Genomic DNA, 23,334 nt, shown 5'->3' with positions numbered 1-23,334 from the left:
CGGTGGGAATGTTTCCAAATTATACGAAGGGTGGGTTTTCCAACCGGTGTTTGAGCTGATCGAGGGCGACGGCCGACAACTCGATCATGCGCTCATGCAAGGTGGCCAATTGCAGCTCGGTCTCGTAGGTCAGCACCCGCTTGAACAGCGTGCCGCCCTGATGGGGCAGCAGGAAGTAGTGGATGGAACCATCAACGGCCAGGGAGGTGAACACCGTCTTGAATTCGCGAGGGCGCCGGGCGATCTGCACACGGTAACTCATGGGGACGCGGACCCCCAGCAAGTCGATGAATTCGGTGAAGCGCGCACCGGCAGGCAGTGAGCCGGTGGTGCCGGTATCGGCACTGAGGGACGTGGGATGCCATTCGTGCCAGCGATCCGGTTGGGTCACATAGTCATAGACAGCATCGATGGGGGCCTTGATAAAGCGTTCCTGACTGATCCGCTCCAAACGGACCGCCTGCTCGGCAGCTCGCATGCCACACCTCCTGTGTTGCGACTAGGAGCTGTCAGAATAGTCCCACTCCCGCACATTGCACGGGAGTGTTTCAGCCGTTTATCAGCGCACTTTGAATCGACCCATCAGCGCGATTACCCGACCATTCGCATCCAACAGGCTTTGCGTGTTGGTTTCGGTGGCATGGCCGCTCTGCACCAGCTCTTCGACCATTTGTCGGATCTGCACCATGCTTCGGTTGATCTCCTCGGTTACCGCGCTTTGCTGCTCGGCCGCCGTGGCGATCTGGGTGCTGAGGTTGTTGATGTGGCTGACAGAGCCGGCCATTTCATCCAGGCCGGTGTTCACCCGCGCCGTGGCATCCGCCGCCGACTGGCAGCTGGCCTGGGTGTTTTCCATGGCCGCTACCGAGGAGCTGACGCCGGCAGTCAGGCGCGTGAGCATTTCGTTGATCTGCGAGGTGCTGGCCTGAGTGCGTGCGGCGAGCGCGCGGACCTCGTCGGCCACTACTGCAAATCCACGACCCTGCTCGCCTGCGCGCGCAGCTTCGATGGCGGCGTTAAGGGCGAGCAGGTTGGTCTGGCCGGCGATCGCACCGATTACGCCAAGGGTTTCGGTAATGCGCGCCGCGTCCTGGCGCATGTTTTCCACGCTGTGGGTGGCGCTGGACACTTCGCCAATCAAGGCGCTGACGCTGTTGGACGCTTCACCCACGACGACGCGGGAACGGTCGGCATGCTCATTGGCGCGCTGGGTGAACGCGGCGGTTTCGGCGGCGTTTTGCGCGACGGTGTCAGCAGTGGAGCTCATCTCGGTGATGGCCGTGACCGTCTGGTCGGTCTCCGAGGCATGCCGCACCAGGATCTGGTTGGTGTGCGCCGAGGTCCGCTGCAGTTGCTCAAGGCTCGACGACATGGCGCCGGTTGCTTGGGTGACTTCGCCAATCATGTTCTGCAGGTAGACGATAAAGCGGTTTACCGAGTGGCCGATGGCACCCAGTTCGTCTTCAGCGCGAATGGTGATGCGTCGCGTAAGGTCGGCATCGCCGGTGGACAGTGCGTCGATATTGGTTTTCAGCGACTTCATGCGCTGTACCAGTTGACGGATCGCATACACGGCGAGCAGCACCAGCAACAGCACCATGGGGATTTGCAGCAGGGCCAGGGTGCCGAGAACGTCATCGCGCTGGGCGGTAATCAACGCGGTAGGCAGGGCGGTGGCAAGGAACCACGGTGTGCCTGCGATCGGGCGCATGTAAAAGGTGCTGGCCACGCCCTGGTTGTCGAACTCGCTGCGTTGCAGCGCCTGGTCGCGTTGGGCCAGGGCTTTGCTGACCTGGGCGGCGAACGCGGAGGTGCCGGTGAGTTCGCTGATGTTCTTGAGCACCACCGGGCTGCTGATACGCGTGCTGTTGCTGATGATCTTGCCGTCGCCTTCGACGATCAGCATTTGCCCGCCGATGTCTTTCTCTTTGCTGGCCACCAGGTCATTGAAAAAGCCCAGGGTCACGTCGATGGTGGCGACGCCATAGGGCACGCCGTCGCGCTGGATGGCCATGGCGCAGTTGGTGCGCGGCTCCTGGCTGGCGTCGTCCTTGTAGGCGGCGGCCCAGGCGCACTGGCCGCGTGGCGAGGCCAGGCCGCCTTTGTACCAGCTCTGGTCGTAGTAGTTGGGGGCGGGGTCGCTGTTCCAGAAGGTATTCACCGCCAACTTGCCCGAGGCGTCGCGGTGCCAGAAGGTGCTGTGTTTGTTGCGCCCCGGTGTGCGCTGGTTAGGCAGCGGCCAGATCCCGCCACCGAAGACTTTCAGCTCGCCATACTGGTCGACCAGGCCAGGCAGGACCTTGTCGATGGCATCGCTGTCGAGCAACGGGACGGTCTGGGTAATGCTGCGTTGCTGGGACTGAACCTTGTTCAGCTCGCCCTGGATCTGTTCAGCCACCTCGGCGATGCGGTTGAGCACCACCTGCTCTTCGGTGTGACGCAGCGTGGGGGCGACCAACTGGCCGATGCCCACGACGGTCAACACAAATAACACCAGGACGAACAGCACCAGGAACAGGGTATAGCGGGCTTGGATGGAGCGCAGTGGGGGCATGGGGTCGTCCTTACGAAGCGTTTATTATCGACGCGGCTTTGTTAGAGCTTCGTAGGGCTATCGGCCTGGGTGGAAAGAGCTTGAGGTACGATCGTGCAAGAAAAGCGAGCGCCTGTTGAGGGCGCTCCCTCGTTCAGATATCCAGCATGGCCATCACCGCTTCCGGGTAGCGCAAGCCGGCGGTCGCTTCAACGGGGAAGATCGCCTCCAGCGTTGCCAATTCGGCCGGGCTGAGGCTGATCGCGAGGGCTGCCACATTCTCTTCCAGATACTTACGCTGCTTGGTGCCGGGAATCGGAATGATGTAGTCGCCCTGGGCCAATACCCAGGCCAGTGCCAGTTGCCCGGCGCTGACACCTTTGTCGGCTGCCAAGGCCTGTACCTGCTTCACCAACTGCAGGTTTTTGCCGAAGTTTTCGCCCTGGAAGCGCGGGCTGAAGCGACGGTAGTCATCGGCGCCGAAGTCGTCCGGGCTTTGCAGTGCGCCGGTCAGAAAACCACGGCCCAGCGGGCTGTAGGGCACAAACGCAATGCCTAAGCGTTGGCAGGCGGCGAGGCAGCCGTTGTGTTCCTGGTCGCGGCTCCACAGCGAATACTCGCTTTGCAGGGCGCTGATCGGGTGCACCTTGTGGGCGCGCTCCAGGGTGGCGGCCGAGGCTTCGCTCAAGCCCAGGTAGCGCACTTTGCCCTGTTGCACCAGCTCGGCCATGGCACCAACGGTTTCTTCGATAGCAACCTGTGGGTCGATACGGTGTTGGTAGTACAAATCCAGCGTCTCCACACCGAGCCGCTGCAGGGTGCCGTTGATGGCTTCGCGGATGTACTCCGGCCGGCCATCCACGCCACGCGCTGCCGGGTGTGCCGGGTCGCGCACGATGCCGAACTTGCTGGCCAGGAACACTTGGTCACGCTTGCCGGCGATGGCTTTGCCGATTAATTGTTCATTGGTGTGAGGGCCGTACATATCGGCGGTATCGAGAAAGCTGACGCCCAGTTCCAAGGCGCGGTGCAGCGTTGCAGTGGCTTCCCGCGTGTCGCTGCCGGGGGTATAGAAATCGCTCATGCCCATGCAGCCGAGGCCGATGGCGGAGACGAGGGGACCGTTGTTACCGAGTTGGCGAGTGTGCATGGGGGAACTCCTTGTTGAGAAGGCCTGCATTGTCACGCTGGACAAAATCGGGATAAACCGGCTAAAAGCGCTAACACTGTTCGTAATTTCTAAATAATCAGCTCAAGGAGCCGGCGTTTGGACCGTTTCAACGCGATGCGCGTGTTCACCCGGATCGTCGAACTGCGTGGCTTTGCCAAGGCTGCCGACAGCCTGCAACTGCCCCGCGCCTCGGTGACGGTGCTGATCAAGCAATTGGAGGCGCACCTTGGCGTACAGCTGTTGCAACGCACCACGCGGCAGGTCAGCCCTACACTGGATGGGGCCGCGTATTACCAGCGCTGCGTGCAATTGCTGTCGGACCTTGAGGAAACTGAAGCGGTGTTTTCCACCAGCCGCCAGAGTCCACGTGGGACTTTGAGCGTGGATATGCCCTCGGGCATCGGCCGTTTGATCGTGATCCCGGCATTGCCGGACTTCACCGCGCGGTATCCGCAGATCGAGTTGGAGATTGGCCTCAATGACCGCCCCGTGGACCTGATCCGCGAGGGTGTGGACTGCGTGCTGCGCGGTGGCCTGGCCCTGGATGAATCGCTGGTGGCGCGGCCTCTGGCAATGATGGATCAACTGACCCTGGCAAGTCCCTGCTACCTGCAGCGCAGGGGTGTTCCCACGTCTTTTGAAGACCTGGCCAACCATCAGATGGTCGAGTACGTCTCCAGCGCCAGTGGCAAACGGTTTGGCCTGGAGTTCGAGGTGGGTGGCGAATGGCAGACCGTCAACCTGCCAAAGGGCCTGGCGGTGAACAGTTCCGATGGCTACTTCGCGGCCTGCGAGGCTGGGTTCGGCTTGATCCAGGCGCCGCATTATCACGCCATGCGCCAACTGGCCGCGGGGACGTTAGTGGAGGTGTTGCCACGGTTGGCGGTACCGAAAATGGCGCTCTCGGCCCTCTACCCGCCGCATCGTCAACTGTCCCTGCGCGTACGGGTGTTCGTGGACTGGCTGGTCGAACTCTGCGCCACGCCCGGCACCGGGTTGCGGCGCTAAGCCTGTGCCTTGCGATAAGCGCCAGGCTGTTGCCCAGTCACTTTGTGAAACGCCCGGGTAAACGCCGCCACCGACTGATAACCCACCGCCACTGCAACATCCGCCACCGTCTGGTTCTGCTTGAACAACTGGCAGGCATGGCGCATGCGCATCATCAACAGCACCTGCCCCGGCGATTGTCCGCACAGTTCATTGAAGCGCTTGAAAAACGCCGAGCGCGACAACCCGGTGCAGGCGGCCATGCTTTCCAGGGTCCAGGCATCGGCCGGGCGGGCGATCAACTGTTCCAGCAGGTCGGCAAACGCCGGCTGCCGCGCCAGCGCGGCCAGGCCACCCAGTGCGCTGTTGTCCAGCACCTGTTGGCGCAGGACGTACAGAAACAGCAGGTGGCAAAGCCGTTCAAGCAACGCGGAAGAGGGCGCAGGCAAGCGCTCGCATTCTTGCAGGATCAGTTCGAACAGGTTGCGTGCGGCGGTCAGTGAGGGATCGCCCGCACGCAAGATGATCCACGCGGGCAGGGTGTCGACGATCATCGCTGACAAACCGGACTGGAAGTGAAAAAAACCACACACCAGGCCGACGCCATCGCTGGCGGCGCTGTCCAGGGGCACCATTGGCACGCGGGGACATTCCTGCGCGCCCGCCGCCGTGGGTTCGCCGGAGAGGCGATATTCCAAGTCGCGCAACAGGAACACCGCATCGCCGTTGTCCAGCCGATGGGCTGTGGTGTCGCCGTCGATATGCAGCCAGCACCGGCCCTGTACGATCAGGTGGAAACTCGCGCTCGCCAGGCCATGGGTGCTCGCATGCCAATCGCCGCAGTAGCGACCCACATGGAACAGGCTGGTGTCGAGTTCAAGGCTGTCTAATAACCAATCGACAAGTGCACTGGACGAATTCATCTAAGGGAAAGACTCAAGAGCAAGTAATCGCTACTTTAGACTATTGAGGCGATTTTTTATAACCAACAGACTTAGTACACGAACCCATCAGGAGACACCTCCATGTCCCGTGTACCCTTGCTCACCCTTGAAACTGCGCCTGAAGCGGCCAAGCCTTTTCTGGAAAATGCACTGAAGGGCTCCGGCTTCATTCCTAATCTGCTTGCGGTGTTGGCCAATGCCCCGGCTGCATTGGAAACCTACATTACCGTTTCCGGCTTGAACGCCAAGGCCGAATTGAGCCTGGCCGATCGCGAAGTGGTGCAACTGATTGCCGCCACCACCCACGGCTGCGATTTCTGCGTGGCCGGCCACACTGCGGTGGCGCGTAACAAAGCCAAACTGCCTGAAGAGGTCATCGACGCCCTGCGCCAGCGCGGCGAACTGCCCAACGCCCGCTATGAGACACTCGCCGCGTTCACCCGTGAAGTGATCGCCACCCGTGGCGATGTCAGTGACGCAGGCTTCGAAGCGTTCCGCGCCGCCGGTTACACCGAAGGCCAGGCCCTGGAGGTTATCCTGAGTGTGAGCCTGGCCACCCTGTGCAACTTCGCTAACGTGTTTGCGCGTACCCCGTTGAACCCGGAGCTGGCGCAATACCGTTGGGAAAAACCGGCAAGCTGAAGTGGGTCCACCTGCTGCAAAAGGAGAAACAGGAATGCTTGACCCAATCTTGAGCCGTTGGCTCGATGTCCAGGCGCAAGCCTTGGACGTGGGCAGTTGCGATCCACAGGAAGTGCTGCCACGGCTGGCAGAGGCCAACGTATTGCGTATCGGCGTGCCGACTCAACTGGGCGGCCTGGGCGGCGATGTGACGGGGGCGGTGGAAGCCATTGCCAACGTTGCCAGTCATTCCCTGGCGGCGGCATTCGTGTGCTGGGGCCAGCGCTCGTTTATCGAATATTTGCTCCACAGTCCGAATGCGCGGCTGCGTGAACAGCTGCTGCCGGATTTGCTCAGCGGCAAGCTGGCGGGGGCGACGGGGCTATCAAATGCGATGAAGTTCTTGTCGGGCATCGAGACCTTGCAGATCAGCGCCGAACCGTTCAACGATGGCTGGACCCTCAACGGCCGCCTGCATTGGGTGACCAACCTGCGCAGGAGCGGTTTTGTCGCGGCGGCCGCCGTCGAGCTGGCGGAGGGTGGCGCGCCGTTTATCCTGGCGATCCCTGACTCGGTGGCGGGCTTGCAGCGTTCTGGCGACCTGGATCTGCTCGGCTTGCAGTCAAGCAACACGGCCGCACTGGATCTGGAAGGCGTGGAGCTGAGCCGCGACTGGTTGCTGCATGAAGACGCACGCAAATTCCTGCCAGCGGTGCGTCCGGCGTTTCTGGGCTTGCAGTGCGGGATGTCCATCGGATTGACGCGCCGTTCCCTGGCGGAAGTCGCCAACCATTTGGGCGCGACTCGCACGGTGCTTCGCGAAGAGCTGGAAACCCTGCGCGCGACCCTGGATCAGTTGGTCAGCGATTTGAAAAGCGGTCTGCGCGCCGGACGTTTTGCCGCCGAACCGGTGCCGTTGTTCAAGCTGCGCATCGCCCTGGCGGAGACCGCCGCCAGCGCCGTGCAATTGGAGTTGCAAGCCAGCGGCGGCAAGGCCTACCTCACGGCGCACGGCAGTGGTTTTGCGCGGCGGTGGCGCGAGTCGGCGTTTGTGCCGATCGTGACCCCAAGCCTGGTGCAATTGCGTACTGAGCTGCAGCGTCAGGCCAACCTATGACACATGCCGTATTAAGCGCCCAGGGGATTTGCCTGGGGTATGCCAGTGGGCCGGTGTTGCAGGGCTTTGACCTGCACTTGCAGCCAGGCGAAGTGGTGTCGATCCTCGGCCCCAGCGGTGTGGGCAAGTCCAGCCTGTTGCGGGTGCTTGCCGGTCTGCAGGCACCGCAGGGCGGCAGTGTGCGCGTGTTGGGCGAGCCCTTGAATGGCCCTCATCCGCGCGTAGCGGTAGCGTTCCAGGACCCGAGCCTGCTGCCCTGGCTGAACCTGGAAAAGAACGTCGCCTTCGGCCTGGATTTCGCCCGTCAGCCGCATCTGGATCATGACGAGCGCCGCCGCCGAATCGACCATGCCATCGCGGCTGTCGGCCTGGAACACGCGCGCCAGCAGTTCCCGGCGCAACTGTCCGGCGGCATGGCCCAACGCACTGCATTGGCCCGTTGCCTGGCGCGCCAGCCCCAGGTGCTGTTGCTGGATGAGCCCTTTGGCGCCCTGGACGAAGTGACCCGCGCCGACATGCAGCATCTGTTGCTCAAGGTCAACCGCGAGCAAGGCTCGGCGGCCGTACTGATCACCCATGACATTGACGAAGCGCTGCTACTGTCCGATCGCATCCTGCTACTGGGTAACCGCCCGGCGCGGACGTTAGGCGAGTGGCTGATCGACCTGCCGCAACCACGGGAAGAACAGGTGGAGGCCATTGGCGCGCTGCGTATCGACATCCTTAAAACCTTACGGCAGGCGAGCCGCCCTCAATCCAACCCCCTTGATCTGCTGGAGCCTGCCCATGTGCCTGGATGACCTGACCCACTCGCGCCGCGATTTTCTCAAACTCTCCGCCGTGCTCAGCGCAGCCGGCGCCTTACCGCTGCTCAGCAGCTTGCAAGCCCGCGCAGCCAGTGAGCCGGACGCGCCCGTACGCATCGGCTACCTGCCGATCACCGACGCCACGCCGCTGTTGGTGGCGCACAACAACGGCCTGTTCGAAGCCGAGGGCATCAAGGCCGAGCGCCCGGTGCTGCTGCGCAGTTGGGCGCAGGTGATCGAGGCGTTCATCTCGGGCCAGGTCAATGTGATTCACCTGCTGTCGCCGATGACCGTGTGGGCGCGCTACGGCAGCAAGGTTCCGGCCAAGGTCGTGGCGTGGAACCATGTGGGTGGTTCAGGTTTGACCGTGGCGCCGGGCATTACCGACGTGAAACAACTGGGCGGCAAATCGGTGGCGATTCCGTTCTGGTATTCGATCCATAACGTGGTGGTGCAGCAGCTGTTCCGCGACAACGGCCTCACGCCCGTGGCGCGGGCGGCGGGCAGTGTGATTGCGGCCAATGAGGTCAACCTGATTGTGTTGCCGCCTTCGGACATGCCACCGGCCCTGGCCAGCCAGCGTATCGACGGCTATATCGTCGCCGAGCCGTTTAATGCCCTGGCGGAAAACCTCAAGGTCGGCCGTGTGCAGCGCTTTACCGGCGATGTGTGGCGCAACCATGCGTGCTGCGTGGTGTTCATGCACGAACACGACTTGGCCAATCGTCCGCAGTGGTCGCAGAAAGTCGTGAACGCCATCGTCAAGGCGCAGGTCTGGACCCGCGACAACCGCGAAGAGGCGGTGAAGCTGCTGTCCAAGGACGGCCCGAACCGCTACACCCCGCATGCCGAGCCGGTATTGAGCAAGGTGCTGGCGCCGGCTGCCGGCGACCGCGCAGCTTACCTGGCCGACGGTGCTATCCAGCACGGGAATTGGGATGAACACCGCATCGATTTCCAACCTTACCCATTCCCCAGCTACACCGAGGAGCTGGTACGTCGCCTGAAGGACACGCTGATCGAGGGCGACAAGAAATTCCTCGCCGACCTGGACCCGGCATTCGTCGCCAAGGACTTGGTGGACGACCGCTTCGTGCGTAACGCTATCGAGGCTGTGGGCGGCATGAAGACCTTTGGTTTGCCGGACGGCTACGAGCGGCATGAGGAGATCGGCGCTTGAACAACCGTGAACTCCCGGGCTGGTTGCTCGGGCTGAGTGGCCTGGCGGGGTTGTTGTTGCTCTGGTGGCTGGGGGTGAAGGTGTTTGGCGCGACTGACGGGTTGTCTGCGCGTTTTTCCGTGGCCGCGACCTTCACGAGCTTGTGGGAATTGCTGGGGCGCGGTGAGCTGTATCTGCACATTGCGGTGAGCCTCAAGCGCATCTTCGTCGGGTTGTTCCTGGCGTTACTGGTGGGTGTTCCGCTGGGGTTGGTGGTCGGCAGTTCGCGCAAGCTGGAAGCGGCGACCACGCCGGCCTTTCAATTCCTGCGCATGATTTCGCCGCTGTCATGGATGCCCATCGTGGTGATGCTGATGGGGGTAGGGGACCAGCCGATCTATTTCCTGCTGGCGTTTGCCGCCGTCTGGCCGATCATGCTCAACACCGCTGCCGGCGTGCGCCAGTTGGACCCGCGTTGGCTGCAACTGAGCAGCAGCTTGAGTGCGACGCGCTGGGAAACCTTGCGCCGGGTGATCATTCCCGGTGTGGTCGGGCACGTGCTGACCGGCGTACGCCTGGCCATCGGCATTTTGTGGATCGTGCTGGTGCCCTGCGAAATGCTTGGGGTCAGTGCCGGGCTGGGCTATTACATTCTCGATACCCGTGATCGGCTGGCTTACTCGGAGCTGATGGCGATGGTGTTGCTGATCGGGCTGTTGGGTTTTGCGCTGGATGCCTTGGCGCGCTGGCTGCACCAGCGTTGGGTGCACACTGGCTGATTGGCCGAGCCAAAGTTTTTCATCGCCTGTAACATGAGCGCCTGTCGGACCTGTTTACCCTGGGGTGCAGGGCAGGTTCGGCGCTTCATTTTTCAGGTTCAGGAACCCGTCATGACACAAAAGCAACGTTTGAAATATTCGATTCTGATTGCCCTGGCCGTATTGGCGACGATGTTTGGCCTGTCCTATTTGCAGAACACCGGGGTCATCAGTGAGAAGACGTTCCAGACTATCGCCATTGCCGTTGCAGTGGTCGTGGTGGTGATCAACGGCATCATGCGCCGCAAGGTCAAGCTCTAAAGGGGGTCAGGCCCGGCCTTCGAGCACCTTGGCAGCCTCTTCATGGAGCGTGTAGGTTTTATCCGCATTGAGGGTGATCACGCCCTCGCTGCACAGGCGCTTGAGCACCTCGCGCACGCTGAGAAACGACAACGGGATGCCTAGCTCAAGCAGATGGCTGTGCACACCGCGTACCCCAAGGGTGCGCTGGTTGTCGGCGGCGGTGAGCAGGGCGTCGATGACCTTCAGCCGGATCAGGCTGGTGCGCAAGCCAAAACACTTGAGCAGGTGGCGGATACGCTGGTTGCCTTGCTGTTCGGGCGATTTGTCGAATGCTTGTGCGCCGTTGCCAAAACGGGTCTCGGCAGCCGGTGAATGTCCATCCGTGGGCACTTGCGGGTTATACATGCAAAAACTCCTTATCAGAGCCTGATCAGGAAAAAATGAGCGCTCTTGGTTAATAAGACGAACGAGCGAGCAAAATCATGAAGTCCCGAATGTAGAAATTTTGTCGGTATCGGTTTTGTCACATTCGCGCCGCCTTAAATAAACGCCCCTCGCGCTAAATTATCCCTGCTGGTTTGCGTTCTTACGGTGGGGTTATTACCCCTTGTGAGACGGTTAAATCTGACGGTGGAGTCTGCGTGATTATTTCCAATGGGTTGTCCAGGGTAGGTATGGTCGGAGTGTTGCTGGGGTTGAGCCTGGCTGCTTCGGCGCGGGAACAGGTGACGCAAGCCTCGGCGGATATCCGTCGCACCAGTTACGGCGTGCCGCATATCCGCGCCAACGATGAGCGTGGCCTGGGCTTCGGCATTGGCTACGCCTACGCCCAGGACAACCTGTGCCTGCTGGCCAATGAAGTGGTCACGGTAAATGGCGAGCGCGCCACGTTCTTCGGCGCCGAGCAGGTGACCCTCGAAGCGCGCAACAACCTGGCCAGTGACGTCTTCTTCACGTGGCTGAATACGCCGGAATCGGTCGCCGCGTTCTGGAAGGCGCAGAGCCCGCAGATCCAGCAGCGCATCGAAGGTTACGTGGCCGGCTACAACCGCTACCTGAAAGAGCAGGGCGCTCCGGCACAGTGCCAGGCCGCGTGGGTGCGGCCATTGGTGCCTGAAGACTTGGTCAAGCTGACCCGTAGGCTATTGGTGGAAGGTGGTGTCGGCCAATTCGCTGAAGCCCTGGTCGGCGCGACGCCGCCCCAAACCACCACCGGTGTAGCGACCAACGCCCAGGCCTTTGAACTGGCCGCCGCCAATCAGCAACGCTTCGCCTTCGATCGCGGCAGTAACGCGGTGGCGGTGGGCCGTGATCGCTCGTTCAATGGACGCGGCATGCTGCTGGCCAACCCGCACTTCCCGTGGGTGGGCGGAATGCGCTTTTATGAAATGCACCTGACCATCCCCGGCCAACTGGATGTCATGGGCGCCGCGCTGCCGGGGTTGCCGGTGATCAATATCGGCTTCAACCAGCATGTGGCGTGGACCCACACCGTGGACACGTCCAAACACTTCACCCTGTATCGCCTGACCCTGGACCCGAAGGATTCCACGCGCTATATGCTCGATGGCAAATCCGTTGCCATGGATAAAACCACGGTGACGGTGCAGGTTAAACAAGCTGATGGCAGCCTCAAGGGGCAGTCGCACACCGTCTATAGCTCGCAATTCGGCCCGGTGGTGCAATGGCCGGGCAAACTCGACTGGGACAACCGCTACGCCTTCAGCTTGCGTGACGCCAACCTCGGCAACGACCGCGTGCTGCAACAGTGGTACGCGATGAACCGCGCCGGCAGCCTCGACCAATTGAAAACCTCGGTGCACACCCTGCAAGGCATACCATGGGTCAACACCGTGGCCGCCGACGACCAGGGCCAGAGCCTGTACATGAACCAGTCGGTGGTGCCCAACGTCAGCGCGGCCAAGCTCGCGCAATGCAGCGACCCACGCGCCGGCCTGCAGATGATCATGCTCGACGGCGCCCACAGCGCCTGCGCCTGGGACGTCGACCCGCGCGCCGCGCAGGCCGGCATCTTCCCGGCCGATCAGTTGCCGCAGCTGCAACGTACCGACTTCGTGCAGCACTCCAACGACTCGGCCTGGCTGGCCAACCCCAAGGCGCCGCTCACCGGGTTCTCCCCAGTGATCAGCCAGGACCACATCGGCCTCGGCCCGCGTGCGCGTTTTGCCCTGCAGCGCCTGCAGTCCCTGGATAAACCGATCAGCGTCACCGACCTGCAAAACATGGTGATGGACAACGAGGTGTACCTGGCCGGCCAAGTCATGCCGGACCTGCTCGCCTTCTGCGCCACACACCTCGATGCCGACGCCACCACCCTGCAGCCCCTGTGCGCCCGCTTGAAAAGCTGGGACCAACGCGCCAACCTCGACAGCGGCATCGGCCTGGTGCACTTCATCAACCTGGTGGAGCACCTGCAGCAGATCCCCGACGCCTGGCGTGTCGCCTTCGACCCGGCTCAGCCCCTCACCACCCCACGCGGCCTCGCCATCGACCGCACGGATGTCGCCAAAGCCCTGCGCGAGGCCATGCTGGCGTCCACCGCCGACGTCGCCAAACTCGGCCTGACTGCCAACAGCACTTGGGGCGACCTCCAAGTCTCCGGCCAAACCCCGATCCACGGCGGGCCGCAGGAACTGGGGATCTACAACGCCATGCAAACCGTACCCCGCGACGACGGCAAGCGCGAAGTCGTCAGCGGCACCAGCTACCTGCAAATCGTCACCTTCGACGACCAGGGGCCCCATGCCCAAGGCGTACTCGCGTTCTCCGAGTCGAGCAACCCAGCGTCCAAACACGCCAAGGACCAGACCCAAGCCTTTTCCCAGAAAAAACTCAGCCCGCTGCCGTTCACCGAAGCCCAAATCAAGGCCGACCCGCAGTACCAACACCTGCACATCAAAGAGTAGGGCAGCCACGCAACCCCTTGATGCCAATACGAAATATTTTTGAAATCAAGGGGTTGCACGCATTGGCAAATACGTACATAATGGCGCCCATCGAACGCATCGAAGCATTAAAAACTTCAATGTATTCAATGAGTTAGAGTAGAGGCAGGGCTTTACCGCCCACTCAAGTTTTTACGCGGTGAGTGTCAGCAGTCAGGACATTGATCGTTTGAGGCCGAGTAGCAAAATGGTTATGCAGCGGATTGCAAATCCGCCTACGCCGGTTCGATTCCGACCTCGGCCTCCACTCTTAGAAACCCCGTAGATTAACGTCTACGGGGTTTTTTATTGGCTGCGATTTGGGCATCGCTTCCGCAATTTTTCGGATCGCTTCCGTAGCCCTACCTTTTTGTCGGGAAATCTGAGACGCGCTATCAGTAGGCCTCTCCTCGATTGGACGTGGGATTGTGCTTGAGACTAAAGAACCTGAGCGTCCACTAACGGCCAGAAGCGGACGTTCACCAAGGCTCTATTTTGAGATTTAGAGGCGCCTACAGAGCCGGGGATAACTCATATAGATATGGCGATTATCAGACCGAGGCAGAAGCTCTTGAACCGGCGTACCACCAAGCACGCCAGCTCATGATCAAGCGACTCAGAATGGGATATCAGTATCCGAACCATCGGCCCCAGCTGAGAATGGCTTAGGAGACTGCGCTACAATGGGGATCACCAAGGACGCAGCAGTGCGCAATGGCTCGACAGCGCCTACGTTACCAGACTCCCCGGAAACAACGATAAGTGCATCCTCCCCAACTGCAGTGCCGCCAGTAATTCCGAACAACTTCTCATCTTCTGGCTCATCCTCTACAGGATCTAAATCAACAAAGTCTCGTCCCATCATCATTTTATAATGAGGCATATGTTCCATAGCCTTAAAGACCTTGAAGAAGATCTTCATATAGCTGTGTGCCATACCATCGCTTATTGCCACGTATAGATCATCTGGCGAATAGTGGGATCCGTCGTTAACCCAACTAATTAATGATTGACACTGAACCTTCTCCTGGCCTTCGAACTTGTCGATGATGATATGCGTATCTATGTTTCCTAAAATTTTGAAGTAGTTCTCCAAAATCCTACGCATGGTATTTTGAATGGTAAGCGCCGGCAATGGTTTTTTCGTCAACTCTGCCCATAGCAACTGATAGGACGTCTTAATCGGATTGTTCTCAAAGCCTTCAATCTTCGAGAAATGATCGGGCTTGCGTACTACCCAAAACGTCTCATCCTTAATAGAAGCATCTCCAGCCCTCTGGGGGTTAAAGGTAATTTCTTTATGAAAGTGGACGTTATGGGTCAGGACAAAGACCTGTTTTAGGTTGTTCCCCTTCTGGCGAACCTCGTGAAAGAGCTTTTTGATCAAGCTGCTCACGATGAACAACACATCGCTATCCAAGCTTGAAACCGGGTCATCAATGACGACTATTCGATCAGTACTGATACCTGAGGTCGAGATACTTCCCCTAAGCAAATGATAGAAGTACAGGAAAGTAACGAAGGTCTTTTCGCCTTCGCTGAGCGTTGCTTTAGCATCAGTTCCATCGCTTCTGATCAGGCGATATGAATTATCGGCACACGCAGGATCTAGGGAGAAGCTCCGAAACCCAAAGTCTTTCAGGATTTTATTGATCGCAATGACAGTAGGTCTCACACTTGTCAGCAAAGTTTCAATCTTTGCAATTTCTGCGTCAACTGTGGATATATCTACCGTTGCCTTATCAACGCTTGCAGTGATGCCATCAATTGCTTTGCCCACGCGACCCACATCTTTAGTGTAATCAGCAAGAGTGTCCTTAAGCTCAACATCCAGAAGATACCGCCACACCGCATCTGTTAACTTATGCTGCTCAACGGAGAACCCGGAAACAAGACGATTATGTTCAGATACCTTGAGGTTAGCTGAATTGATCAGCTCAGAAACTCTAAGCGGAATTTCTGCAAGACCTTCCAACTCCACGTCAATACTAGGGCTAGCCACCTTGTGTTCGATGCGTTGCCTGTTCACCAACATGATTGCATTCAGGGCCTGCAATTCAAGATCAAGTTTCTCTTTATCTAGATGCGAACAATCCGTGGCCAGGACTGATTGAGCCTGGGCTAACAGACCATCTGCTATTGCGTTATAAGTATCCCGAAACTGCGAAAGAGCTCTAGTTTCAGCTTCGAATGTTTCGTCGAAATAATCCTCAAGGCTTTTTTCGAACTCATGCGGCAATTTCTGTTGACAGAAAGGACAGTCATCGTCGGTATGGCCCAAGTACTTCATACCTTGTCTAATCCAGTCACTGTTCCCCAAGTGCTGGATCATCGCAGATACATTGACATCTTCTTTGCCGACGATTTTCTTACCTAGGACAGGGTTTTGCTCAAGCGCGACCAAGCGAGACAGGTCAAGATCGGAGACAGCATTCATGGGTAATGGTGCGTCACCATAAAGTACGTTTGCGCGTTTGCGCAGGTCTTCGATATCAACCAACGGGGAGGTGTTGCTTTTGCTCTCCTGCAGAACCCTATTTTTGAAGGCCTCCCTGTTATTTCTTAGGCCTTTAAAAGCCCCGTGAAACTCATCATCGTGCTTCTGCTTTTGTTCCCAACACCGTCCTACCAGTTTTTCTTCCAGGGCATTTTTTTCGGCGATCTTCCCGCTCTTACCGTCTGGACCATTCAGGTTTTCTTGCGCTCTGGTTTTGAATAGCGCGTGGCGGTCTCTTTCCTTCTTGAGCTCTTCCAGGTGATCAAGTTGCGACTGCTCGGCCTGGCCCAGCGTGAACACACCTTTGAACTGCTTCGAGTCAGTGAAATTCGAAGCGATGAAATCGTTGTTGTAGACCATTGCCGGAATCGGATCGCCCTTCGCCCACGTGACCCTGGAGGTAGCTGATAGCGCTGGGTTGTTTATCAGCCTGCTGATCGTTGTCTTGCCTGCTCCGTTTGCACCGTAGAAGTAGTTCACAGCCTTCAGGTTTTGAATCGTTTCGGAGGTTACAGGGCTGTAGGTTGCTATGCCGGAAAGGGTGATCGATTCAATCATGTCTCGCATCCGTGGAGAGGAAACGTTAGGGAACAAGCCAAGGGGCGGCCTTAGATATGGCGCACGTCATCCTTGAACTCTGAGTAGGTAGTGGCCTTTTGCTTCCTCAACGTAGACCAATACACCAGCTTGTGAAGACGGTAGCAATCGAAAACTACCATCGCGAACCCAACTGTAGTGATCTACTCCTGTTTTTTGGCAATCTGGGGAGTGGTCAAGCGCGTCCTACGCAACTCGACAACAGCTAGCCACTCTGCATCTTCAACATGCGCATCATCTAAAAGAAACCAGCTCAGATTTATTTTTCTATCGTTGTCCGCTTTTGGCCGATTCCTGCCCGTCACAAACGGCAAAAGTCGGCCGACTGCAGCTATTCGCGACAGGCAGCAGTCGGCCAGAGGCAGACACTTGCGATGAGTCTAGGAATCCTAGGGCGATTCAGCTCGTCGGAACCCGCTCATCAAGTCCCGCGTTAACAATAAGCACTGCACTCTCCGTTATCTGCGCCACGCCGAACGTGCTCTCACGACTTTTTCGCTAGCTCCACCGCCGACGTTATCGCCGCTCGCGCCTGCGGACTGTTTTTCCAACATGTCGACCCTAATGCCGCCGATGCCTGCGCCAGGATGTCACTGACATCCGCTTTCCCCAGGACATCCATCGAATCGATCCCCATCTGCTCCAAACGAGTCACAACGGTGGGGCCTACGCCCTTGAGGGCAAGCAGCGCTGTTCTTTCTTCCAATGAAAATGGCATTCGCACATTCCTTTTTTTAACGCTGTTAATCAGCGTATTTAACCGACCTCGGCCCTGACGATCCTCTGGTCTTTAACCTCTGCTGCATACGCCCCAATTTTCTCCTGCTGCGCCGCCAGCAACGCGCAGACTTTCATCAATGCTGCCGCCTCATCCGGCGTCTTGCCGCTGGCGGCCAAGGTGGTCAGCTCAACCACCGACCACCCAATCACCGCCGCTGCATCCTCCAGGTCGTAAAACAATTCCTGCTGAGCAGTCCTGGGCCCGTCGAGGCCTTTTATCAATTCATCCATTTATGCTGCCTGCCGTTTCAGTTCAAGCGCCCGCTTACGGAACGAGATTGTCGTCGAAGTCTTCACGCTCTAGGGTTGTGTAAGCCTGCTGGCGAATCCCGCCTTCGGAAGAGGTACAGAGTCGACGTGTGGCTTTCTTTCCCTGCGGACGCACGACTATTCCCTCGCTCATCTCGGGGTCGTTGGGTTCTCCGGGGGTAAAGTTTGTGCGCACCATACGGTCGAAAACCGCGTAGGTTACCCCATGATTGGTAAAGCGCAGATGTGCCTCGCCGCCACCTGAGTAGCTCGTGGAGCTGAGCCAGAAGTGACCCTTCGGTGGGCTGGGTGTTTCGGGGTAGGTCAATTCGATTTTGCCGGGCGTGCCAAAGCGGTATTGCACATAGCCGGTTGTCGCTGAGAACCCTTGCGATGCGCAAATCGAGATCATCTTCGGCCCGGAGTCGCATCCGAATAATAGTGTTTCTTGCGCCTTACACAGATAGCGCTGTTCCGACGTTCCGGCAAGCGCGTCGAATCCTGTGGCTGCCATCGTCAGCAAGCAAATTCCCTTTAGCGTCGCGACTTTAATTCCCATCAGGGTTCCCGTTTTTTTACTTGGAAAATTGATCAGCAGTTATTCTGGCTGGCTGCTTGGCGAGGCAGTGTGGCTTCCCGGTCACGCGTGTGTAAATGCCTTACTTGCCCCCAGTTACATCCAGAAAAGTCCCGGTAATAAACGACGCCTCCGCGCCCGCCAACCACAGCACAGCCCGCGCGACTTCTTCGGGCTCGCCGCCGCGGCCCATTGGGATGCTGTCCTTGACGCGGTCCACGCGACCCGGTTCTCCGCCGCTGGCGTGCATTTCGGTGTAGATATGCCCTGGGCGAACGCAATTGACGCGGATGCCTTCGCGCGCGACTTCCTTGGACAGCCCGATGGTGAAGGTTTCCAGTGCTCCCTTCGACGCTGCATAGTCGACGTACTCGTTGGGGCTGCCCAACCGCGCGGCGCCCGAGGAGACGTTAATCACGCTGCCGCCGTTGCCGCTGTGTCGAAACGACATGCGCTTCACGGCTTGTTGCGCGCAGAGCATCGGGCCGATGGCATTGATCGCGAAGATGCGTTGCATGCGCGCAACGTCGAGGTCTTCAAAACGCGATTGAAGCGCGATGATTGCGGCGTTGTTGACCAGAACGTCGATGCGGCCGAACGTCTCGTCGATGGCTCGGAACAGATGCGCGACCTGTTCCGGGTCGGCACTGTCGGCGCGTATGGCCAAGGCGCGTCGTCCGAGCGCTTGCACGTCAGCCACCACGCCGAGTGCGGCGGCCTCATTGTTGATGTAGCTGATGGCGACGTCGTAGCCTTGCGCCGCCGCGAGCCGCGCCGTTGCCGCGCCTACACCCCGGCTTCCGCCGGTGATCAGAATCAGGGGAGCTGAAGAGCCGGTAGCCATGTCTTGAACCTTTTTGTGAGGGAGGTGAATCTAGCCGATGAGCATCGTGCCGGCGGCAATTACCGCGCACGCCAGGACTTTGCGGACAGTCAGTGCCTCGCCCAGGAAGAAATAACCGATTAATGCCGCAAACAGTACGCTGGTCTCGCGCAAGGCGGAAACCGAGCCCATCGGCGATTCAGACATGGCGTAGATCACAATGCCGTAGGCCAGCAGTGAGACCAGCCCACCCATCAAGGCGGGGATGAGCCCCGGGCGCGGGGCAAACAGGCTGCGGGCACCGCGCAGGCCCATGTAAACCAGTGGCATCAGTACGCCCCAGAGGGCGCACATCCACGCGGTATAGGCCATCGGTGCACCGGAGAGTCGTGCGCCTATGCCGTCGGTCACGCTGTAGGCTGCGATGAAAAATCCCGTGCCCAAGGCGTAAGGCAAGCTGGGGACCGCGAGCCTGCGTTGCCTGAAGGCCAGTGAAATAATGCCGCCCGACACCAGCGCAATGCCGAACAGGGCGCTGGTGCTGAGGGTTTCGCCAGCAAACGCCAAGGCGAACAATGTGATCAAAATGGGCGAGGAGCCGCGGGCGATCGGGTAGGTTTGCCCGAGATCACCCACTTTGTAGCTGCGCACCAGGAACAGGTTATAACCGACGTGCAAGACACCCGAGAGTGCGGCGTAAGGCCAACTGGCGGCGGCGGGCGCTGGAAGGTACAGCGCAACGCCAATGCTGACGAGGGCAACCGACAGACACATCACGGTCATCGACCAAAGCCTGTCGGCGCCGACACGCAGCAGCGCGTTCCAGCTGGCGTGCAAGAGGGCGGCGAAGAGGACGAGTATTACGATAGGAAAGGGCATGCGTCATGTTAAGCAAGCTGGCGGTTGGACAACAGCGAAGTCCCTTCATCGTGGCATGAGTCATTGCTCATGCTGTCAACGATAGTGTTGTTGGGCCTGAGTCGACTCCGCCAGCAGCCAGTTGCGAAAGCTGACGATGTGAGGCTGGGTTTCGATCCCTTTGGGGCAGACAAAGAAATAGGCGACCGGTGAGGCAAACGGCACATCGAACAACCTCACGAGGCTGCCATCGTTGATTTCGGCCTCCACGTGGCCGCTACGCGCCAAGGCGATGCCCTGACCCAGCAAGGCCGCTTCTATGGTCATGTTGGTGTCAGCAAACCTGACGCTTTCCTTGAGTGCCGCAACGCTCACGCCGACGTGCTCGAACCAGGCTTCCCACTTGGGCACCAGGTCTGCGCCGTCACGCATCAGTAGCGGGTAACGCAACAATTCGGCGGGCTCGTGCGGGGCGCCAAAACGGTTAAGCAGGTCAGGGCTGGCCACCGGGAAAATTTGCTCCCTGAGCATGAACTCCGAATGCAAGGCCGGGTAATGACCGTTGCCCAGACGAATTGCCACATCTGAATCCGCGCTGGAAAAGTTGATCGCTTTGTCACTGGTTTCCAGCGTGATCAGAATTTCCGGGTGCTGCTGCGACAGGCCTGGCAACCGGGGCAGCAACCATTTCAGAGCGAAAGAATAGGTGGTGCTGACCTTGAGCCGAACCCGGCCTTTTTGTTCTCTAAGGTCCGTCAATGTGGTTTCCAGGTTCACGAAAAACTCGCGCACGATGGGCGCCAGTGCGGCGCCGGCTGGGGTCAACCGCAAAGATTTGCCGCGCTGGAAGAGTTGTAACCCCCAGAGGTCCTCAAGGTGTTTGAGTTGATGGCTGACGGCGCTCTGGGTCACATGCAACTCTTCTGAGGCTGAAGTGAACGTCGCATGTCGGGTCGCGACTTCGAACGCGCGAAGCGTGGCAGTGGGGGGGAGATCTCTCATTGGTGGGTCCCGGCGAGCCTTCTGGCAATCAGTTTTTCCATGAGTGGACGCTCATGCTAATTGAAAGGTGTGCTCTCATTAAAGCCGGACAGCCTGGCAGCGGCCGCAGAACTGACGGCACCTTGTACCGCCGGGCTTACAAACCCTACCATCAGGTTACACGATAGCCATGACGCACTTGAGTTGGCGCTGTCTTACCCAGCGAGAAGTCAATCTCGTCACGTAAGAGAGTGTGGTTATGAAGTTGAGTTATCTAACCAAAGCGGCGGTCGTGGTCGCGCTATTGTCGACCCTGTCAGGCTGCTGGATATTCATGCCACCGGGGGGTGGCGGCGGGCATGGTGGCGGACATGGTCAGGGCGGTGGCCCTGGCCCAGGAGGCGGTCCGCGCTAAGGAACCGAAGCCGGAGGCAAGCCATGCGCAATGGCTTGCCTCTTTTTTTTGCCGTGAGAAATCCCAGGCAAAGAAAAGCCCGCGTGGGGAGCGCGGGCTAAAAGGATGTTTGTTAGGAGCTGGGTTCACCATAGGCCCCCGTCTGTGAAAGGTTTGTGAAAGCTTTGGCAAAAAAAAGTGTATGCCTCAATCGTGAGGTGGCTGTACGGGGCAGGGCAGGCCATAACCCTCTACTGTCGCTGGCATACCCCTGCGTTTGGATGCCGCGTTATGTTCATGTCTACCAGCCTGTTATCAGCCTTTGTGCTGTTTGCCTTCGTGTCCTCGATCACACCGGGGCCCAATAACACCATGTTACTTGCGTCGGGCGTGAACTTTGGGTTTCGCCGATCGATGCCCCATGCCCTGGGGATCAGCATTGGTTTCATGCTGCTGGTGATTTCGGTGGGCCTGGGGCTGGGCGAAGTGTTCAAGGTATTTCCGTGGGCCTACAGTGTGTTGCGCTACGTGGGCGCGGCCTATCTGTTGTACCTGGCGTGGAAGATTGCGACGGCGGGCGGCATGTCCGACAGTTCTGATGAGCAGGGCAAGCCGATGACGTTCCTCGGTGCAGCGGCGTTCCAGTGGGTGAACCCCAAGGCCTGGATCATGGCGCTGGGGGCAATCACGACCTATACGCCGGCCGAAGGTTATGTGACCAATGTGCTGGTGATCGCCCTGGTGTTCGCCGTCGTCAACCTACCCAGCGTCTGTGTGTGGGTCGGGTGCGGCAGCGGCTTGCGCAATGTGTTGCGTGAGCCGCGCTGGTTGCGGATGTTCAATGGGGCGATGGCGGGGTTGCTGGTGCTGTCGTTGTACCCGATGCTGTTTGCCGGCTGAATGTCAGACCGGCGAGATGGTCGCCAGCAGGCCGATGCCGATGGTCAACACCAAAAAGCCGAACAGGAAAAGTGCCATCTTGGTCATAAGGCCTCCAGAGGGAAGGGAGTTGGGATGGCGCTATTGTCCGCCCAGGTGGCGTTTCGATACAGATGCAGATAGTAAAGAAAAAACCGTATCAGATACCTCTGGCCCCGTTAAGCCGGGGGCTTTGATCGTTTGGGTTATTTTCAAGATCAGTGCCTGAGACAGCCAACGCATTTGCCCCTAAGATGGCGCCCATTGCATCAACAATAAGAGTGGGCCAACCCTCGATGGAAAGACGTCAATTCAGCGGTGGCATGAAAGGCAAGAACCTGCGCTACCTCAACGAAACCTCACAGCCCGCGTCGGTTGCCCGCGTTGGCTTCCTGTTGCTCGAACATTTTTCCCTGCCCGCATTCACCCAGACCCTCGACACCTTTGTCACCGCCAACCTGCTGCGTCCCGACCTGTTTGCCTCGCGTACCTTCGGCTGTGACGATGGCGAAGTCATCAGCGACCTTGGCCTGGTGATCCGCCCCGATGCGCGTATCGACGTGGCGGCCCTGCAAGACCTTGAGCTGCTGGTGATCTGCGGCGGCTTTCGCACGGAACTCAAGGCCAGCGAAGACTTCATCCATCTGCTGCGCGGCGCCGCCGAGCAGGGCATCAGCCTCGCCGGCCTGTGGAACGGTGCCTGGTTCCTCGGGCGTGCCGGGTTGTTGCAAGGCTACCGCTGCGCCATCCACCCGGAACATCGCCCGGCGCTGGCTGAAGTGTCCAAGGCGACCCACGTCACCAGCGAACCCTACGTGATTGACCGCGACCGCCTCACCGCCTCAAGCCCGTCCGGTGCCTTCCATATGGCGCTGGATTGGATCAAAGGTTTGCATGGCAAGGCATTGGTCGAAGGCATCGAAGACATCCTGGCCTTTGAAGAATCCCGCTACCGGCGCATCAAACCCACGGAAAACGTCAGCGTCAGCGCGCCCCTGCGTGAAGTGGTGAAACTGATGGACGCCAACCTGGAAGAACCCCTGGAACTGGATCAGCTCGCCGTCTACGCGGGCCGGTCCCGGCGCCAGTTGGAGCGGTTGTTCAAGGAACAACTGGGCACCACGCCGCAGCGCTACTACATGGAACTGCGCGTGACCGAAGCGCGTCGCCTGTTGCAGCACACCGAGCTGTCACAGGTTGAAGTGCTGGTGGCCTGTGGATTTGTCTCGCCGAGTCATTTCAGCAAGTGCTATAGCTCATACTTCGGCTATCGCCCCTCGAAGGAGAAACGGTTGGTCAAGTAGCCTGCTCGCTAC

At 59.2% G+C, this 23,334-nt stretch carries 22 protein-coding genes and 1 tRNA gene; 11 read left to right on the top strand and 12 right to left on the bottom strand.

Annotated features, from left to right (window positions below):
- Positions 1-19: 19 nt before the first annotated feature.
- The 3 genes from PF1751_RS14205 to PF1751_RS14195 form a co-directional block, all read right to left on the bottom strand.
- Positions 20-478 (bottom strand): SRPBCC family protein, encoded by a 459-nt coding sequence (locus PF1751_RS14205; protein WP_044287247.1) that lies wholly within the window; start codon positions 476-478, stop codon positions 20-22.
- A gap of 81 nt (positions 479-559) precedes the next feature.
- Positions 560-2,554: a methyl-accepting chemotaxis protein gene (locus tag PF1751_RS14200; RefSeq protein WP_010210236.1), complete on the bottom strand. Its 1,995-nt coding sequence runs from the start codon at positions 2,552-2,554 to the stop codon at positions 560-562.
- Positions 2,555-2,687: 133 nt separating this feature from the next.
- Positions 2,688-3,683 carry an aldo/keto reductase gene (locus PF1751_RS14195; RefSeq protein ID WP_044287246.1) on the bottom strand — a complete coding sequence of 332 codons (996 nt, stop codon included), beginning with the start codon at positions 3,681-3,683 and terminating at the stop codon, positions 2,688-2,690.
- Positions 3,684-3,800: 117 nt separating this feature from the next.
- Between PF1751_RS14195 and PF1751_RS14190 the strand changes: the two genes are divergently transcribed.
- Positions 3,801-4,712 (top strand): LysR family transcriptional regulator, encoded by a 912-nt coding sequence (locus tag PF1751_RS14190; protein ID WP_042572296.1) that lies wholly within the window; start codon positions 3,801-3,803, stop codon positions 4,710-4,712.
- Here PF1751_RS14190 and PF1751_RS14185 read toward each other — a convergent pair.
- Positions 4,709-5,614, bottom strand: a complete 906-nt coding sequence (locus PF1751_RS14185; RefSeq protein WP_021493047.1) for an AraC family transcriptional regulator — start codon at positions 5,612-5,614, stop codon at positions 4,709-4,711. The genes PF1751_RS14190 and PF1751_RS14185 overlap by 4 nt on opposite strands.
- A gap of 102 nt (positions 5,615-5,716) precedes the next feature.
- Here PF1751_RS14185 and PF1751_RS14180 point away from each other — a divergent pair, with 102 nt between their 5' ends.
- The 6 genes from PF1751_RS14180 (at position 5,717) to PF1751_RS14155 (ending at position 10,417) form a co-directional block, all read left to right on the top strand.
- Positions 5,717-6,277 carry a carboxymuconolactone decarboxylase family protein gene (locus PF1751_RS14180; protein WP_044287245.1) on the top strand — a complete coding sequence of 187 codons (561 nt, stop codon included), beginning with the start codon at positions 5,717-5,719 and terminating at the stop codon, positions 6,275-6,277.
- Positions 6,278-6,311: 34 nt separating this feature from the next.
- Positions 6,312-7,373 carry an acyl-CoA dehydrogenase family protein gene (locus tag PF1751_RS14175; RefSeq protein WP_010210245.1) on the top strand — a complete coding sequence of 354 codons (1,062 nt, stop codon included), beginning with the start codon at positions 6,312-6,314 and terminating at the stop codon, positions 7,371-7,373.
- Positions 7,370-8,173: an ABC transporter ATP-binding protein gene (locus PF1751_RS14170; RefSeq protein WP_021493048.1), complete on the top strand. Its 804-nt coding sequence runs from the start codon at positions 7,370-7,372 to the stop codon at positions 8,171-8,173. Before PF1751_RS14175 ends, PF1751_RS14170 begins: the two co-directional genes overlap by 4 nt.
- On the top strand, positions 8,160-9,359 hold the full coding sequence (locus tag PF1751_RS14165) for an ABC transporter substrate-binding protein (protein WP_044287244.1): 1,200 nt from the start codon (positions 8,160-8,162) through the stop codon (positions 9,357-9,359). Before PF1751_RS14170 ends, PF1751_RS14165 begins: the two co-directional genes overlap by 14 nt.
- Positions 9,356-10,117 (top strand): ABC transporter permease, encoded by a 762-nt coding sequence (locus PF1751_RS14160; RefSeq protein ID WP_010210249.1) that lies wholly within the window; start codon positions 9,356-9,358, stop codon positions 10,115-10,117. Before PF1751_RS14165 ends, PF1751_RS14160 begins: the two co-directional genes overlap by 4 nt.
- A gap of 111 nt (positions 10,118-10,228) precedes the next feature.
- Positions 10,229-10,417: a hypothetical protein gene (locus tag PF1751_RS14155; RefSeq protein ID WP_010210250.1), complete on the top strand. Its 189-nt coding sequence runs from the start codon at positions 10,229-10,231 to the stop codon at positions 10,415-10,417.
- A gap of 6 nt (positions 10,418-10,423) precedes the next feature.
- Here PF1751_RS14155 and PF1751_RS14150 read toward each other — a convergent pair whose 3' ends face one another.
- On the bottom strand, positions 10,424-10,804 hold the full coding sequence (locus PF1751_RS14150) for a hypothetical protein (protein ID WP_010210251.1): 381 nt from the start codon (positions 10,802-10,804) through the stop codon (positions 10,424-10,426).
- A gap of 236 nt (positions 10,805-11,040) precedes the next feature.
- Between PF1751_RS14150 and pvdQ the strand changes: the two genes are divergently transcribed.
- Together pvdQ and PF1751_RS14140 are read left to right on the top strand one after the other, a co-directional pair.
- Entirely contained in the window at positions 11,041-13,326 is a 2,286-nt protein-coding gene (pvdQ, locus tag PF1751_RS14145) for a bifunctional acylase PvdQ (RefSeq protein ID WP_044287243.1), read from the top strand.
- Positions 13,327-13,538: 212 nt separating this feature from the next.
- Positions 13,539-13,612: transfer RNA gene (locus PF1751_RS14140), tRNA-Cys, on the top strand.
- Between the two features lie 348 nt (positions 13,613-13,960).
- Here PF1751_RS14140 and PF1751_RS14135 read toward each other — a convergent pair.
- From PF1751_RS14135 to gcvA, 7 genes are all read right to left on the bottom strand, one after another.
- A complete protein-coding gene (locus tag PF1751_RS14135; RefSeq protein WP_044287242.1) occupies positions 13,961-16,399 on the bottom strand; it encodes an AAA family ATPase in 2,439 nt (812 codons plus the stop codon).
- A gap of 523 nt (positions 16,400-16,922) precedes the next feature.
- Entirely contained in the window at positions 16,923-17,156 is a 234-nt protein-coding gene (locus tag PF1751_RS14130; RefSeq protein WP_021493073.1) for a hypothetical protein, read from the bottom strand.
- A gap of 38 nt (positions 17,157-17,194) precedes the next feature.
- Positions 17,195-17,449 (bottom strand): hypothetical protein, encoded by a 255-nt coding sequence (locus tag PF1751_RS14125; RefSeq protein WP_010210256.1) that lies wholly within the window; start codon positions 17,447-17,449, stop codon positions 17,195-17,197.
- A gap of 34 nt (positions 17,450-17,483) precedes the next feature.
- The gene (locus PF1751_RS28055; RefSeq protein ID WP_010210259.1) at positions 17,484-18,026 is read right to left on the bottom strand and encodes a hypothetical protein; all 543 of its coding nucleotides are present in this window, start codon (positions 18,024-18,026) and stop codon (positions 17,484-17,486) included.
- A 100-nt stretch (positions 18,027-18,126) separates the two neighbouring features.
- The gene (locus PF1751_RS14115; protein WP_010210261.1) at positions 18,127-18,888 is read right to left on the bottom strand and encodes an SDR family oxidoreductase; all 762 of its coding nucleotides are present in this window, start codon (positions 18,886-18,888) and stop codon (positions 18,127-18,129) included.
- 30 nt (positions 18,889-18,918) lie between these two features.
- On the bottom strand, positions 18,919-19,746 hold the full coding sequence (locus tag PF1751_RS14110; RefSeq protein WP_044287241.1) for a DMT family transporter: 828 nt from the start codon (positions 19,744-19,746) through the stop codon (positions 18,919-18,921).
- A gap of 75 nt (positions 19,747-19,821) precedes the next feature.
- The gene (gcvA, locus tag PF1751_RS14105) at positions 19,822-20,727 is read right to left on the bottom strand and encodes a transcriptional regulator GcvA (RefSeq protein WP_021493078.1); all 906 of its coding nucleotides are present in this window, start codon (positions 20,725-20,727) and stop codon (positions 19,822-19,824) included.
- A 664-nt stretch (positions 20,728-21,391) separates the two neighbouring features.
- Between gcvA and PF1751_RS14095 the strand changes: the two genes are divergently transcribed.
- Entirely contained in the window at positions 21,392-22,000 is a 609-nt protein-coding gene (locus tag PF1751_RS14095; protein WP_010210272.1) for a LysE family translocator, read from the top strand.
- 314 nt (positions 22,001-22,314) lie between these two features.
- Positions 22,315-23,322 (top strand): GlxA family transcriptional regulator, encoded by a 1,008-nt coding sequence (locus PF1751_RS14090; RefSeq protein ID WP_074900581.1) that lies wholly within the window; start codon positions 22,315-22,317, stop codon positions 23,320-23,322.
- The last annotated feature ends 12 nt before the right edge of the window (positions 23,323-23,334 follow it).

It is taken from the genome of Pseudomonas simiae, assembly GCF_000934565.1.
GTDB classification, from domain to species: domain Bacteria; phylum Pseudomonadota; class Gammaproteobacteria; order Pseudomonadales; family Pseudomonadaceae; genus Aquipseudomonas; species Aquipseudomonas simiae.
Note: the sequence above shows the minus strand (reverse complement) of the source record. Positions and strands in the feature narration are given on the sequence as shown.

What these genes read in the sequence shown, in the direction of transcription:
- PF1751_RS14180 (WP_044287245.1), top strand. Translation starts at nt 5,717, where the DNA reads ATGTCCCGTGTACCCTTGCTCACCCTTGAAACTGCGCCTGAAGCGGCC.
- PF1751_RS14175 (WP_010210245.1), top strand. Translation starts at nt 6,312, where the DNA reads ATGCTTGACCCAATCTTGAGCCGTTGGCTCGATGTCCAGGCGCAAGCC.
- PF1751_RS14150 (WP_010210251.1), bottom strand. Translation starts at nt 10,804, where the DNA reads ATGTATAACCCGCAAGTGCCCACGGATGGACATTCACCGGCTGCCGAG.
- PF1751_RS14155 (WP_010210250.1), top strand. Translation starts at nt 10,229, where the DNA reads ATGACACAAAAGCAACGTTTGAAATATTCGATTCTGATTGCCCTGGCC.
- PF1751_RS14125 (WP_010210256.1), bottom strand. Translation starts at nt 17,449, where the DNA reads ATGGATGAATTGATAAAAGGCCTCGACGGGCCCAGGACTGCTCAGCAG.
- gcvA (WP_021493078.1), bottom strand. Translation starts at nt 20,727, where the DNA reads ATGAGAGATCTCCCCCCCACTGCCACGCTTCGCGCGTTCGAAGTCGCG.
- PF1751_RS14090 (WP_074900581.1), top strand. Translation starts at nt 22,315, where the DNA reads ATGGAAAGACGTCAATTCAGCGGTGGCATGAAAGGCAAGAACCTGCGC.
- PF1751_RS14195 (WP_044287246.1), bottom strand. Translation starts at nt 3,683, where the DNA reads ATGCACACTCGCCAACTCGGTAACAACGGTCCCCTCGTCTCCGCCATC.
- PF1751_RS14110 (WP_044287241.1), bottom strand. Translation starts at nt 19,746, where the DNA reads ATGCCCTTTCCTATCGTAATACTCGTCCTCTTCGCCGCCCTCTTGCAC.
- PF1751_RS14205 (WP_044287247.1), bottom strand. Translation starts at nt 478, where the DNA reads ATGCGAGCTGCCGAGCAGGCGGTCCGTTTGGAGCGGATCAGTCAGGAA.
- PF1751_RS14200 (WP_010210236.1), bottom strand. Translation starts at nt 2,554, where the DNA reads ATGCCCCCACTGCGCTCCATCCAAGCCCGCTATACCCTGTTCCTGGTG.
- PF1751_RS14095 (WP_010210272.1), top strand. Translation starts at nt 21,392, where the DNA reads ATGTTCATGTCTACCAGCCTGTTATCAGCCTTTGTGCTGTTTGCCTTC.
- PF1751_RS14135 (WP_044287242.1), bottom strand. Translation starts at nt 16,399, where the DNA reads ATGATTGAATCGATCACCCTTTCCGGCATAGCAACCTACAGCCCTGTA.
- PF1751_RS14170 (WP_021493048.1), top strand. Translation starts at nt 7,370, where the DNA reads ATGACACATGCCGTATTAAGCGCCCAGGGGATTTGCCTGGGGTATGCC.
- PF1751_RS14185 (WP_021493047.1), bottom strand. Translation starts at nt 5,614, where the DNA reads ATGAATTCGTCCAGTGCACTTGTCGATTGGTTATTAGACAGCCTTGAA.
- PF1751_RS14165 (WP_044287244.1), top strand. Translation starts at nt 8,160, where the DNA reads ATGTGCCTGGATGACCTGACCCACTCGCGCCGCGATTTTCTCAAACTC.
- PF1751_RS28055 (WP_010210259.1), bottom strand. Translation starts at nt 18,026, where the DNA reads ATGGGAATTAAAGTCGCGACGCTAAAGGGAATTTGCTTGCTGACGATG.
- PF1751_RS14130 (WP_021493073.1), bottom strand. Translation starts at nt 17,156, where the DNA reads ATGCCATTTTCATTGGAAGAAAGAACAGCGCTGCTTGCCCTCAAGGGC.
- PF1751_RS14115 (WP_010210261.1), bottom strand. Translation starts at nt 18,888, where the DNA reads ATGGCTACCGGCTCTTCAGCTCCCCTGATTCTGATCACCGGCGGAAGC.